The 14,902-nt window shown below is 28.0% G+C and carries 13 protein-coding genes and 1 pseudogene; 3 read left to right on the top strand and 11 right to left on the bottom strand.

Going from position 1 to position 14,902, the window contains the following annotated elements; genetic code table 11:
* Positions 1-162 precede the first annotated feature (162 nt).
* The 7 genes and pseudogenes from CLOPA_RS26485 to CLOPA_RS26650 form a co-directional block, all read right to left on the bottom strand.
* Positions 163-294: a hypothetical protein gene (locus CLOPA_RS26485; RefSeq protein ID WP_015615438.1), complete on the bottom strand. Its 132-nt coding sequence runs from the start codon at positions 292-294 to the stop codon at positions 163-165.
* Between the two features lie 150 nt (positions 295-444).
* Positions 445-594 (bottom strand): hypothetical protein, encoded by a 150-nt coding sequence (locus CLOPA_RS25595; RefSeq protein ID WP_172638611.1) that lies wholly within the window; start codon positions 592-594, stop codon positions 445-447.
* Positions 595-915: 321 nt separating this feature from the next.
* Complete coding sequence (locus CLOPA_RS10680) at positions 916-2,325, bottom strand: hypothetical protein (protein ID WP_015615437.1); 1,410 nt, start codon at positions 2,323-2,325, stop codon at positions 916-918.
* Positions 2,326-2,431: 106 nt separating this feature from the next.
* Positions 2,432-3,928, bottom strand: coding sequence for an MBL fold metallo-hydrolase (locus CLOPA_RS10675; RefSeq protein WP_015615436.1), 1,497 nt, complete (start codon positions 3,926-3,928; stop codon positions 2,432-2,434).
* Positions 3,929-4,562: 634 nt separating this feature from the next.
* Positions 4,563-6,449, bottom strand: a complete 1,887-nt coding sequence (locus CLOPA_RS10670) for a UvrD-helicase domain-containing protein (protein WP_015615435.1) — start codon at positions 6,447-6,449, stop codon at positions 4,563-4,565.
* The gene (locus CLOPA_RS10665) at positions 6,431-7,477 is read right to left on the bottom strand and encodes an ATP-dependent nuclease (protein ID WP_347460073.1); all 1,047 of its coding nucleotides are present in this window, start codon (positions 7,475-7,477) and stop codon (positions 6,431-6,433) included. Before CLOPA_RS10665 ends, CLOPA_RS10670 begins: the two co-directional genes overlap by 19 nt.
* Positions 7,454-7,897 (bottom strand): annotated as a pseudogene (locus CLOPA_RS26650) (ATP-dependent nuclease); the annotation flags it as partial. The pseudogene CLOPA_RS26650 and the gene CLOPA_RS10665, both read right to left, overlap by 24 nt.
* A gap of 121 nt (positions 7,898-8,018) precedes the next feature.
* On the opposite strand from CLOPA_RS26650, the gene istA reads away from it, so the two are divergent.
* Genes istA through CLOPA_RS10650 form a run of 3 tightly spaced genes read left to right on the top strand, consistent with a single transcriptional unit; the run spans position 8,019 to position 10,710 of the window.
* A complete protein-coding gene (istA, locus tag CLOPA_RS10660; protein ID WP_015615434.1) occupies positions 8,019-9,527 on the top strand; it encodes an IS21 family transposase in 1,509 nt (502 codons plus the stop codon).
* On the top strand, positions 9,517-10,272 hold the full coding sequence (gene istB / locus CLOPA_RS10655) for an IS21-like element helper ATPase IstB (protein WP_015615433.1): 756 nt from the start codon (positions 9,517-9,519) through the stop codon (positions 10,270-10,272). The genes istA and istB overlap by 11 nt, the downstream gene beginning before the upstream one ends.
* 3 nt (positions 10,273-10,275) lie before the next feature.
* Positions 10,276-10,710 carry a hypothetical protein gene (locus CLOPA_RS10650; protein WP_015615432.1) on the top strand — a complete coding sequence of 145 codons (435 nt, stop codon included), beginning with the start codon at positions 10,276-10,278 and terminating at the stop codon, positions 10,708-10,710.
* 17 nt (positions 10,711-10,727) lie between these two features.
* On the opposite strand, the gene CLOPA_RS10645 is transcribed toward CLOPA_RS10650, so the two are convergent.
* The 4 genes from CLOPA_RS10645 to CLOPA_RS26105 form a co-directional block, all read right to left on the bottom strand.
* Positions 10,728-11,561 carry an AAA family ATPase gene (locus CLOPA_RS10645; RefSeq protein ID WP_051115637.1) on the bottom strand — a complete coding sequence of 278 codons (834 nt, stop codon included), beginning with the start codon at positions 11,559-11,561 and terminating at the stop codon, positions 10,728-10,730.
* Between the two features lie 491 nt (positions 11,562-12,052).
* A complete protein-coding gene (locus tag CLOPA_RS10640; protein WP_015615431.1) occupies positions 12,053-13,927 on the bottom strand; it encodes an ATP-binding protein in 1,875 nt (624 codons plus the stop codon).
* An 83-nt stretch (positions 13,928-14,010) separates the two neighbouring features.
* The gene (locus CLOPA_RS10635) at positions 14,011-14,703 is read right to left on the bottom strand and encodes a phospholipase D-like domain-containing protein (protein ID WP_015615430.1); all 693 of its coding nucleotides are present in this window, start codon (positions 14,701-14,703) and stop codon (positions 14,011-14,013) included.
* Positions 14,685-14,897 carry a hypothetical protein gene (locus CLOPA_RS26105; protein ID WP_242834294.1) on the bottom strand — a complete coding sequence of 71 codons (213 nt, stop codon included), beginning with the start codon at positions 14,895-14,897 and terminating at the stop codon, positions 14,685-14,687. Before CLOPA_RS26105 ends, CLOPA_RS10635 begins: the two co-directional genes overlap by 19 nt.
* Positions 14,898-14,902 lie beyond the last annotated feature (5 nt).

Here is a 14,902-nt window from a genome sequence, read left to right as displayed (position 1 = left end):
ACACTCCATATTGCAGTGTACTTTTTTGTACTTATATTCTATATGCTAATTACCAAGCATAAACTTCCAGTTTCTGCTATGGTGTCAGTCCCCCTAGGAGATGACTGGAAGTCAACTCCTTGCTACTAGACAATGAGCTTCCCCCTAGATATAAACTGACTGTTAGGACCCATTCGCAAACACAGATATTTCAAGATTAGATATTCCGACTAAATCAGCCATTCCTCTTAATGTTACTCCTTGAGCTTTTCTTTTATCTGAAATAAACTTACCAAAACTTAATTCATCATTCATCCTAAAGCCCTCTCTATTTATATTAGCATGTTCGCATATCTGTTAATTTTATTTTAATTTCATTTATTTACATTATCAGCACTAAATTTGAACTTTTTCATTTTTATTGACTAAAAATATACATACTTAAAATCTGTTATGAATACAGTTTCAATAAACATCATTCTCATTACTACCACTTGAAACAACAGAAATTTCAGTTCCATAATAACTGATTTTCATCGTAGTTCTGATTCTACAGCAGCTACCTTTATAAGGTGATGAAAGATTTATTTCAAACATCTTCCTAATTATTTTCATTTTGTGGCCTAGTTGTGTAAAAACCCATACATATTTCTTAGCTAAGTAATATAAAAAAATGTTAATTATTACCAGCTAAGGATATATTTAAAAATTCACATCTTAATATTTTGTCAGGTAAAATTATCTTATTAACATTTTTCAATATTTTTATTAAGTTATTTATTTGACTCACATTTAAATAATTCATAATTATAAATGTATACTACAGTTCTACATTAAATACTAGCAAGCATAAACTTCCAGTTTATGTTATGGTGCCTGACCCCATAGGATTAGCCTAATGGGTCTTTAGATAACCTATTTTGATTTAAGGTAATATCATTGTAATATATTTATTCTTATCCAATTAATAATGACTTTTCTTAACTCATACCTTGCCCTTAAAAATATATCTTTCATTTTAAAAAAGTCATTATTAAAACATAGGTCAAAATTGCAATCATATTCAAAAAAATGAGATTCCCCAGAATGGAAATGTCCAGATCTAATTTTCCCATATATGTATTTTATAAATTTGTCATCAAAATCACTTTCCAAAAAATATTTTTTGCAAAACCTAGTAAACTTATCCATATCACTATTAACTTCTTTAAGGTAGTCCTCTGTGTTTTCTGATTTCGATAACGCTTCGATAGAAGCGATAAAATACGATATCATAGCTGTAGGGTTATTTGCACCTGCACAGTGTGCATAATTATAAAGTTTACACGCATTGTAGAAGTAATTATATTGTTTCTCATGTTCTTTTTCAAAAACAACCACTTTTCTAAAAAAGCTACAGTGTTCAGAAACAATTTCTGGGTATGAATTATAAAAAATTAATTCATCACTTATAGACTCACATTTATATTGTTTCTTTTGCTTTTTAAATTCTCTATCTTTAAAAATTCTTTCTAATACTTCATTATATGATGTCTGAGTGATAACAACATCGTTCGCACTTATATTTAAATAATTATTTAAAACCATTTCTCCCTTTTCATTAATTGCTATTAAGCCATTCATATTATCAAAAACGAATAAGTTTAGCTCAGTATCATCAATTCCATTGCTTCCAACAGTTCCCAAGAAATTATACTTATTATAATCTATTTTTTGATCCAATAATAAGATGTTTTCTTTTGTTGTGTATGGTTCAATTCCCAAATCTAATAATACAGATAGTAAAGATATAAATTCTAAAAACAAATTATATGCCATAGACCGTGCAGCAGACAAATTATATGCATTAACTTCAATATCACAATATAAAGCCTGTTCTTTTGGACACACAGTTATACCATCTATATTATATACTGAATCCCTATCTGGAATAGTATAAGAAATTATATTTATGTTATTTTTCCACTTGAATGTATCGTTTAAATCAAGAGTTCTACTAAGATAATATCTACCATAAACTCTAATAACATATCTATTCTTCCCTCCAAATAATATTTTCATTATATCTGCAAATATTCTATCTAATATCCCATCTACTTCGTAGATAGAATCTTCTTCACTAACATCAACAGTAAGTAAAATCTTTGCTTGGATTTCTTTCAAACTAAAACTACATGATATAGTTATTTCATTGTCTTTCAGCTTGTCGCTGTATAAATACTGATAAGTCAAATCATTATTTACACTACAGATTGCATTCTTTTTTTCAAAATAGCCTTTTATTACATCTATATTTTGGATAACATTATTACTTTTAAAATCATTACTTGCTTTTTCTCGAATCACTTTATCACCCCTGATCCTTTAACTATCATAAAGAAAGATTTCAACTGAAATATTATATGTTCTTTATACTAAATTCACACCAATAAATATGGGCAAAATTAAATAACTATTTTAAATTACATCGAATATGTCTATGACCTAATGTTGTGTTAATCTCATAACCAATATTAGATAATTCTCTTATATGTTGCTTATTAGGATGTCCATACGTATTTGCCACTCCATATGATAAAATTGCTTTTTTATTAGATGCTGATTGGGCTAGAGGTATTTTACTCATCTTAGAACAATGATGAGAGGCTAATAAATACTCATATCCTACTTTGCAAATATCACTAGGCATAATACTGTATTCACAATCTCCTGGCAGAAGAAGTTTCTTCTTATTTCTAAAAGTCATAATTAATCCAAAATTATTAGCTTCGTTAATATTATAAGGTTCTTTTGCTCCATTTATCCCGTTAGCATTTTGTCTGCTTCCAGTCCATATACACATTTTTTCATTTTTACTACTATATATACAATCATTTGTCCAACTTTCATCAATAATGAATAATTTTCCATCACTTTTAAAATCCAAATATTTTAAAAGTCGTTTTGCTGAATCAGAAACATATTTGAATTTTAAAACCCCTTTTCTTTTATATGTATATTTCATTAATCCCCATAGATCAGGAACTATCCATACAGCATCATAAATACTATTATTAGCATACGCTACTCCTAATATATGATCCATATCCCAATGTGATAATATAACAATCTCTGGTTTTATTTTATTAAATTCCTTAATAGCTGCTTTCGTTTCAGATTGATTTCGTTCTAATCTAGACTTTGTTAATCCAATATCAAAAAATATATGTTTTCCCCCATTCAATTCTATGGAAACATTATTTCCTTGTCCTACATTATATATTATTGCATTTTTAGGTTCAAATGACATTTTCAAATTGTCTACTGCATCCTTAAGAATTGTTTTTCTAGATTCATTAATAGGGTTAGTTATACATTTATAAATGCTATCATCAAGTACAGGCATAAACTTAGGATCAATCTTAGAAGAATTGTGTACAACAACTAATCTCCCTGATTTTTCTTCAATAGGACTAGCACTAAATAAAATATTACCATCGACAACAGCTATTATATTATCATTTCTATCATAATCAGCTTCTTCAGAGAAATCCAAAAAACATGTAAAATACCCATAATCACTTTTTATATAATATAAAAGTAATTTTCTTAAATCACCCCAAGATTTACAATAACCAGAGAATTCATAAAAATAAGGTTTATATGCATTATTTCTATTTTTTTCATAAGATTCACCGAAAATACTATCTAACTCAACCACGCCTTCATTTATCAATGAAAAATTTAATTCAAAAGGGAAAAATGGTATATCAGGAATCCTATGTTCAACCAAATCAATTAAGTGTTCAAGTTCACTTGATTCCATATTTAAATCTATACCTGATTGAAATAATACAAATAACAAATCATTGGGTAAATGTAATGATAATTCTTCAAACCAACTATCATTAATATAAAGTTTGGCAAATACTCTTCTCTTATCATCAGCAAACGGCTGTATTTTTTCCATTATATAATTTCCCACTAAATGTCACCCTTTTATAAACAAGACTTTCACATTCCTATAAAGAAACTCTTATTTATATCCTAGCTATATGTTTTTCACTTATAATATTAATAATCTTAGATATAAAAATTCTACTTACAAAATAATTATTTTACCATTATTATACTTCATTTTATTCCAAGTTTCTACACATGCAAACTGTATTCAACACTTAATCATTTTATATTCTACGCATAAACAATTACGCAAAACCTAAGCCTTAACGCAAATATCCTTAGTTCTGCGTAAAAGTACGCCCACCTAAAACAAAATTCCCTCAAACTTATATTAGTCTGAGGGAACATAAAACGCCCTTCAATATTCACTTAAAAATCTTCAAAGCCTTTGATATCATCCCATTTCTTCTCTATTCTAACAACTGTCTCAACATGCCCTGTGGCGGTGATAATGATGTCGTATGAAGCTGGTAGTTCCTTGGCGGTAGATACATTACCAAACAAAATTCATTCTTTTAATTGCTTGTGATATTGGTATCTTTATCTCTCATTTATAAGCTATCTCCATGTTCCCATGGTATTAACATACTGGTGTAATTACATTAGGTGAAAGAACAGATTTCCGTCACATAAAAATTAATTTAGCATTTTCGTACATTATCGTCCCCAAATAATTCTTTAGCCTTATTTATTATCGTCTGGCTTGGTTTATGATAAAAGACAATTAAATTTTCCTTTGCTCTAGTACAACATACATAAAAAATTTTTTGAGTTCTTACTAATACATTTTCGCTACCTTGTCCATCTCCAAACAAGCGTGCAAAATTATAGTTATTCCAATTACCATTATCCAATATGACAAATACATTTTCATACTCTGCACCCTTAATTTTATGTTGAGTAGAAAAAGGAGTAAATCCTTCAAGATAAAAATATAAATTTTGAAACTCCTTAAATTTAACTTGTTTTACTCGATTGAAAAGATACTCATTCCTTTCTCTAAAAGTATTAAATTTATCATCTTTTTTGCATATTCCATTTTCATCTGCAAAGTTAATAACTTCATCAATTGTGCATTCTGACATACCTTTTATGCTATCAATTATGGCTTTTATTTCTCTTTTCTTTGCAATTGAATCTATTCTAAATTCAGTTTTTCTAATAAATTCACTAATTTGGTTTTCATCATACAAATATATAAGGGTTTGAATTTTAAATAGATGCTTTATCAAATTGTCTCTTTTAGATCCTTTTTTATTTTCATCATCTGTATCATCTTTTTTGTCATCAATTAAAGAATCTTTATCTATATAAATCTTTCTAACTTGTGAGAATGGTAAATCTTTAAGCTGCTTATACAGAAGATTATCCGATGGATTATTTATAATTAAATCTATCTTTAATTGCCTTTGCCTATTTCTTATAGGCACCTGTGTTACTACCTGTTGAAACGTTGCATCTTCATCAATAACAAGATTGTCCTTTTTTATTTTGGTTACTATTTCATATTTTAATTTAATTATGGGGTCTTTATCATATATGTTCATTAATTCTTCAAACCCAGCTTTAGGAGCAATTAAATTATGTGTCAAATTAAGCTCTTTGGTCAATTTGGCATCATCAAATTTCCATCCATTAAAAAATTCTGTATTCCTAATTTTATCCAAATCATTGTTTGATGAGTATAAAAACTTTATTTTACCTTGTTTAATCCGTCCGTCTTTCATATTTGGTGCATTCATATCCTTTGATGGCTCTTGTGTCAATGTATCAATTCTTATTTTATTCGCCAAATCAATAACTAACTGCGGATTTCTTCTGTTTTGTGTTTTTTGCACTTCCTTTACAAATCCTATATCAGTATATTTATTTAAATCACCGACACCATCATCATAAATAGATTGCATAGAGTCACCAAAAAAACCAATGACACACTTTTTTTTACTTTGCTGTATATGCTCTAAAAGTATTTCAACTACTAATGGAGCGGTATCCTGATACTCATCTATAAAAATAAATTTATACTTGTCTTTTAATATATCGCATAACACTTTATAATGTTTATACATATGATTAGCAACTATAAGAACTTCATCGTGGGATATCTCCCCTCTATCAATATTTAAATATTCTTTGTAATTAATTCCATTATCAAAAGAATTTATGTATTCTTCCTCACTATCTTGATTAGGATTTTTAATTTTGCATTCCTTATCATTTATAAGTTCCAAAAGAGAGCTTTTTAGTTCTTTTTGAAACGAATTCAAAGTATCCCACAAAAAGTCATGAATTGTAGATACTCTTAAATTCTTATGATTAACCCTTTCCTCAATTTCTTTAACAGCCGCATTGGTATATGTCATACATGCTATTTGAGCCGTAGGATTAAGACGAATGGTTTCCTTTATCACTTGCACCAATGAATAGGTTTTACCACTACCTGCACCACCACTAAGTAAGAAGTTTTCACCATTTTTCATATGTTCTAAAACTTGTTTAACTTCTGGTTCTAATCTTGTTTCAGCCATAGCAACCCTTCCTTTATATATTGTGGTATTTCCCAATTTATAAATTCATATCTATTTCCTTTTTCATCTTCTCTTGAATTACTATTAAGTAATATCTCCATTGCAAAAGAAGGTTTTTTATCAATACATTTTTCAGCTAAATCATAAGCATCTTTTGTACAGTCTTCAAAATAATTAATATTTTTCAGACTTTTAAACATATCTTTTTTGTCAATAATGAATTGTCTGTTGATGTGAAAAAAGGCATCTTCAAAACTACTAGCATGATATAAAACTTGGTCTTTATTTTTATCAGATACTTGATAAATAGCAGTTAATTTTCCTTCTTTATTTTGCTCCCATTCATTTATATTGTTATTTTTAGTAAGGGTCTTTTTATCGAAGGTTAAATCAACAAAATATTGCAAAACATTTATACTTTTTGAAGCATTTATTTCGTTTATATACTTTTCATAAAAAAATTTCAATGAAGCATTTGTTGTTATCGTTCCATTCTCCCCATTAACTCTACACTTGGTTGGAACAAGTATTTCTTCCCCTTCTTTGTTTTTCTTAACATTACCATCTTTATCTTCATCAGGCTTTAATTTTGCAGAATCAATATCCGTTATGATTAACGATTTTATTCCTATAAATTCAATGAATTGCTCAAAAATATGTGAGTATGCTCCTACTTCAATAACAGAAATATTTTGTGAAAGCAATGGAATACCTTTGTCTTTATTTTCCTCCATTTGATCTATCTTTTTCATCATGGCAGGTAACAATATTCTTTCAGTATCCCCTTCAATAAATATAGCTTTATCAGCAAAAAATAATTCAGAGCGATTTAGTGTCAAATATTGTTTTAAGAACTTAAAATGTTGTCTCCCCTTATCTTTATCCTTATCTTTTGTATATTCTATTTCCAAGTCTTTTAAATTCTTTGCAATTACTTCACAACCATTTGTTTTATAAAAATACTTTATATCATTAAAATCACTTTCAGCAGTTATATGAGAAGAATGTGTCGAAATAATTGTCTGCATGCCAAATGAATTTTTATTATCACTACCATTAGAGCCTTCTTTTAAAATATCCTTAATATTTTTAATAAAAACGTATTGCATTTGAGGGTGCGTATGTGCTTCCGGCTCTTCGATAAAAAATAAATTTATGTCAGCTGGTTTTTCATTAATTTTCCCATCTTTTCTAAATTCACTTAGATTTACTTCTATCTCAAAAATCATACTGATTAAGTTTAAATACCCTAACCCATTATAATTTTCTGGTAACATACATGAATCATTATGATTATACATTACAGTGGTATTACCCTTTAATAGTTCTTTCCCTGTTAATGATGAAACTATCTTTATAAGAGAATCCCCCGTTTTTATTCCTCCAAATTTTTTCACTTTATTTACTATACCATCAAATAATGAATCATAAATATTATCTAATTGTTTATCCGTTGTTGATTTACAATATAAATTGACCCCCTTTTTACACTGAAAATTGACCCCTTCACTTTAAAATAATATCCTTTATGAGAGGTAAAAAACTCATGAAGGAGGCATAAGAGTGTAGGTGAAAGACTTGAGAGATTGGCATACAGTGAAAAATATGTATAACAAAGGGGTTCCAATAAAGCAAATAGCTAGAGAACTTAATATGTCAAAAAATACTGTTAAAAGTTTAATCAAAAAGGAGGAAGAACCAAAATATTCAAGATCACCAAGAGTAACTAAAATTGATAAATTTAAAGATATTATTAGAGAATGGTTTTTAGATAAGCAGTATGATTTCAATGGTACAAGAATCTATAATGAATTGTGTAAATTAGGATACGATGGAACTATAAATCCAATATATAGGTATCTTGAAACTCTGAATGAAAAAAAAGGTAGCATTAGTCAAAGAGCTACTGTTAGATTTGAAACTCCGCCAGGAGATCAAGCACAATTTGACTGGGGAGAATACATAACAGTTATAGCTGGTGAAAATGTTAAAATATACTGTTTTACCATGATATTATCTTATTCTAGAAAAAAAGCTGCAGTATGTTCGCTATCCGCTAATGGCGTAGCCATTTATGAAGCCATACAAGACTTATTTATAGAACTTGAAGGTGTAACTAAGGAACTTCTTATAGATAATCCAAAGGCATTAGTAATAAGTCATAAAAAAGGAGAAGAAGTAGAGTTTAACCACAGTGCTTTAAAGTTATTCACATATCTTGGGACAGAGCCGAATGCCTGCCGGCCTCTAAGACCAAGGACAAAAGGTAAGATAGAAAAGCCATTTCAATACATTGAAAATCAATTCATTAAAGGAAGCAGCTTTAACAGTGTGTATGAACTTAACTTAGAAATTAAGCATTTTATGAGGTCATGGAATAAAAAGATTCATGGAACTACTAAAAGAATACCTGATGAAATGTTTAATGAAGAAAAGAGCAGCTTAAAAGGATTTTATAAGAAAATAGTTATTGATACAGAATTAGAAATAAGGATTGTTAGTACGGACTCTTATGTTATGGTTGGAACTAATAAGTATAGTGTTCCCGTCAAATATGTGGATAGACAGGTAAAAATAAGAATAGTATATGGGTATATTCTAGAAATATATGATCTTGATTTAGTTCTCGTTAAAAAATGGAATATACTTCAGGGTAAAAATAGAAAAATTCAAGATAAAGATGATTATAAGGATATTGCAGTAAGAGTACCAAGTTCTATTCCTGAAATTAGAAGGGTATTTGAAAAAACATTTAGACATGGTAATGAGTTTTACAAATTGGCTTCACGGGTTACAAAGCAGCCTCACTTTCATGCAAGAGAATTTTTAAAACTGAAAGATCTATATGATATAGCTGATTTAGATATCATTCTTAAGCATTGTATAGATAGTAACGTATTAAAAATAGATGGAATAAAGTCTTTAATTAAAGAAAAATATCTAGAACTAATAATTGAGCATGAGAGAGTAGAATTAATATTTACTAAACCTAATAAAAATAAGGATACTAATATGAATGAAGAAGGTTTAATAAGACATCTTTCTTACTATGGGAAAGGGGCTAAAAATGAAGGATGAAACTAATATAAACACTAATATAAAGCGCTTGCTAAAACAGTTTAGGCTTCCCGATATATATGATAGATATGACGAAGAAGTTAATTATGCCATAGAAAATAAAATTGGTTATAGAGAATTCTTGTACAAGCTTTTGGCGCTCGAAGAGCAAGGAAAAATGGAACGTCTAAAAATGAGGAACATTAAAAATGCCTGTTTTGATGCATATAAAACAATCGAAGATTTTCATTTCAACTTTCCCAAACATATTAATCAAACGAAAGTTATTGATTTGGCTACTTTAAGTTTTATGGAAAAGAAAGAAAATGTAGTTTTTATTGGGCCTCCCGGCCTTGGTAAAAGTCATTTATCCATTGCAATAGGTATTAAAGCCTGTGAGAAAGGTAAATCTGTTCGTTTTGTCAATGCAATTGAACTAGTTGATGAATTATATAATGCAATAGATTCTGGTAATCTAAAACAAAAATTTAAGAAATTATCAAAAATAGACTTACTTATAATAGATGATATTGGTTATTTAAAAATGGATAAAGAAAAAGAGAGTTTATTTTTTCAGTTAATCCGCCAAAGATACGAAAAAAGCTCTCTAATAGTAACAACAAACTTACCGTTTGAAAGATGGGACGAGATATTCACTAGTGAATTAGCGGCTACTGCTGTACTAGATAGGCTTCTTCACCATTCCCACGTCATAAGTATAACAGGCGATAGCCATAGAGTAAATAGGTATTTACAGGAGGAATAAATTTTGAAAAATAGTATAGCAATAGATTTTGGTGAATTTGTTAATACATTTAATGAAAAAGGAAAAGAAACAGCTATAATTCTCGCAAGAGAGAAATATAATCTTAGTTTCCAACAGCTTAAGAGAAGAATGTTTAATAGTACTGATTATTGTTTTGATAGGTCTTTAAGATTGTATAAGCATAGAGCTAACAATAACATGGATACTGCTGAATTTATGAGTATTGATGAACTTGAGAATAAGAAAACTACAATTAAAGGAGTTGAGCCCCTTCCGGGGCCAAATCTCAATTTGAGTTTTGATGATCTTGTTAAAGATCTTATTAAAGATAGATTATTAATTTTAAATAAATATGTAACCATCGATAATGAATCTAAGCAATTAATAATTAATACTAAAAAATTAAAATATGATGGTTTTGGCCTAAATATAATTTAGACTCTAGGGGGTCAAAATTAAACGTAAAAAGGGGTCAAATTTACTTGACAATCTACATCCGTTTCACTAATTTTACTTTTAAACTCATCAATCGCTGATTTCTCATTATCATCTTCCTCTACTTTCTCATAATATTTTGAAGAAAGAGCAGATAACGTACAATCTGACTCTACATTTGAAACCGCCCTACGAGCACTTATTGATTTAAAGCTAATAATATTATTTAAACTGATTTTACTTTTATCTAAGTCAATAAATTCATTGTCCTTTTCTTCCTTCTTACTTAAGTCATACGCAATGGATTTTCTTGATATACGGAAATATTTTTTATACTCGCTCTTGATAAAATCGACAAAATAATTTTTGGCTAATTCATCCTTACTTTTAGAATTTTTATCCATTTCAATATGGTTATTTTTATATTCATTATACTTTTCTTTCAAAGTTTTAAAATTATCTTGTGAAATAGAATATTCAAAACCTAATACAACAAACTTATTGTCAGGGTCTAAATCCATCATAAACTCACTAATGTTGGATAAATCGTCATCCTCTCCATGTTCAATAAATAATTTCATAGATATGCCTATTGGATTTATTAGATCATTATCCACTAATACATAATTCGATTCAACCTTTTCCTTTATATCGTTCTGAAAGTCAACACAAAAGTCATCGTACGAAAAGCTATTTGACATAGATTTACTACCAATAAATTTTTCTAGAATTGATAACAATGATGTTTTGCCACAATTGTTTTTTCCTATAATCAATGACAAATTATCCTCTAAATCAAGCTCAAATTCTTTTAATAATCTAAAATTTCTAATTTTTATTTTCGAAACCTTCATAGCATACCCACCCCTTATCAAATATTAAATATACACAAAAGTCCTATTACATAATAAACTATCCTATACACTATCGCCTGTCTGTTTTAAGTTATCTTATATATATTTGTAATTATGCTAAAATTTATCAAGCATAAACTTCCAGTTTATGCTATGGTGCCTGATCCCATAGGAGATGACTGGAAGTCACCTCCTTGCTAATTTACACAAAGTTATGGACGTTCTCTGAATTTAAGGCATTTCAAGATATTACTTTATTCAAACTTTATTACAAACATACACAATTTCAAAAATTGAAGCCAAGACAAGACTTGTTACTGATATTGAACTGGTAGCAATTGCTGATGCTTTAAATGTTAGTATATTGTGCCTTTTGGGAAAAGAGTAAAAGTATTAACTTTGAATATGTAGTCAATGCTTTTATTTCATTAATTTAGTATCCTAAATTTTAAAGTTTAACTTATATTTTATAAAAAATATTTTTCAATAATTTATAATCTAATACAGAATAATATATACATTTCAAATGTATCCCATACACGCTTAATAATTTCAAAATTACTCTTATAATTGTATTCATGTGCTATACCGTTAAAGTATTCAATAATCTTATCTTGTTTTATCTCTGATCGTATTCTATCCAAATATTTTTTATCAATTAGATTATTATTAGAAATATAATTTAATACACTCAAAATATTACCATTCAAATCGTTATTGTTACGTTTTATACTTTCAATTCTACTTTGCGCATATTGAGTTGATATATCAATTAAACAACGTAGTAAAAGTCCTTGCGCGTAAATAAATTTTGAATTTATTGTTTGAAGCTCATAAATAATACGTTTTATTTTTTCTGGAGCAGTTTTAGGGCAAATGAAACTAGCATCTATAATTAATTTATCTGAATAAATTTTTTTGGGTTTTTTTAAATTCTCAACAGTAATATATTTATCTTCAAATTCAGTTGATTTATCACTTTTATCATGCTTAAAATTATCAAAAACATTTTCTATATTTTCATTTTCATTAATATTAATGATAGTATTGTTTTTAGTATCTTCATAAAATTTATTTGAAGATTCCTTATCATCAGTTTCTAAATGTTTTTCACTTTTAGAATAATCTTCAGAATTTTGATAACCTTTTGGTGGATCATCAATAATTGTATCATGAAAACCATTTTTAGGCATTAATTTTATTGATTTGAAACGATCCTTATTGAATTGTTTTACAATTAATTCAATGGCATTTTTAAAATAGTTAAGATATTCGTTTTTAATAAAACCTTCTCTGCTTGTCTTTTCTTCCAATTTATCAGAATCAGGTCGCAATAAATTAATATATCCAAATGAAAGTCTGTTATCAATACATTTGGAAGGTGCATTAACACGTTTTTCTGCTAACTTTAACCAATCATCTTTTCCATGCCCATATACTTTAAAGTTCTCTCTATATACGTTTATACCTTGATAGGCTTCTAAAAAATTATTTAATATTTCATCACGTGGAATACTATTTGTATTACAAAATTTTTCAGCTAAATAAAAATTATATAATACAACTGTAATTTTACCTAAACTTATATCTTGTAGCTTCATAAATTTTTCTTTAAGTTCATTAGTGTTAAAATTATTATATACTACTTTGCTTTTAAGCTCACATTCAAACCTGTACTCACTGAGTGTTTTCCCTTCAAATGTAACATAACATTTAAATGGCGCAAAAACAATTGACTTATTAACATCTCTATAACTAGTCTTTTGAAAAAAGCTAGGATAAATGCATTTTATATTTATTGGAGCTTTTTTATTTGGAGTAGTAACATTCTGAAGATCAATAAAAATCTCATTGAAATTTAGTTTCTTTAATTTATGCAAAACTATTTTCGTTCCTTTTATATTCTCACCATAAAAAAAGGCACTAGTTTTATTTTCTTTTATTTGTATTTCTACATCTCCAGTAGTATTAAAACTTTCTAATTGTGCTTTGTTAACTGTAAATTCATACTCCATATTTTTTAATTTCTTTGTAATTATTGTTATTGAATCTGCAAGTCTAAATAAGCTAAGCCTACCAATCCCTTTACCACCAAGATTTTTTTTATTATTTAACTTATTGCTAGTTCCTATTAAAAACCAATTTGAAATGATATCATCATAATCCATTCCATCCCCATCATCATAAATTATTATTTCATCTTTTACATAATTGCTAAAATCTATGGTAATACATTTTGAGTGTGCATCATATGAGTTTTTTATTTGTTCAGCAAATACTATACTATCAACTTCTATATTTTTACTTCCAAGAGATTCATAAATAATTCTTGGACTTATGATGATATTAGCATTATCTTTATCCATCAAATTACCTCCATAGTAGTCCGCCTATAAAATATAATGTAAATTATATTTAAATATTTTTTGTTTTCATTGTGTTGGTTATTTTATATCTTCTCAAACACCCTCTGTTTCTTCAACTCTTTTAGTAGTTCTTCAACCTCTCCTGCCTTCTTTACAGATTCCATAACAACACCCATCTCAATATTTCCTTCAATCCCATGATAAGAAAGGTTTGAAGATGATATAAATGTTTTAGAAGAATCAACAACTATAACTTTTGCATGCAGAGCTGCCATTTTATCTTTTGTGTTTTTATTGTAATCAAAAATATTTAAATATCTGCTTTTGAATAATATTAATTTATCTAATTGTTCTTTCTTGTTTTCAAAATCATTAAGATATAAGTTTATATATATACCTCTACGGCTTTTATTAATTATTTCATCAAATAAATCCATGGCATAATCAGATATTGAATATCCTGTTAAGGTTATGCTTTTCTCTGCACTATATATTAGTTCTTTCATAACTGAACTTGTTTTTCTTGCATGTAACTTAAAGCTATTGGGTGCTGTTATGACAATCTCAACTTTTTCAGTCTTTTTATAATTATATAATCCTATAGCAATCTGCAATACATTATTAACTTCTTCAATTGATAAATTGGGGAATCTCTTATGGATTTCTAAAAAAGATTCCTGAAAATTTGAAGTTGAGTCAACAACTCCATTAATTTTTTCAATTTCAGCTACAATTGTCTCTATTAATAGTGCATCACTTATACTTCCATTCCACATAATTCTCTCACCAAATCTTTAAAATAACTATATTCACTATCTATTGCTAATGGCACTACAAGTTTTCTATCCAATAATCTATTTCCATTTTCGCAGGCTGTTTCTGAGATCATTGCACATGAATGGCAAGCAGCACCATTTAGTCGTTCCGAAGAAGGTCCATTAGCCATACATTCTGGGTCTGTTGTACACATTAAGG

Source organism: Clostridium pasteurianum BC1, from assembly GCF_000389635.1.
Taxonomy (GTDB): domain Bacteria; phylum Bacillota; class Clostridia; order Clostridiales; family Clostridiaceae; genus Clostridium_I; species Clostridium_I pasteurianum_A.
Note: the sequence above shows the minus strand (reverse complement) of the source record. Positions and strands in the feature narration are given on the sequence as shown.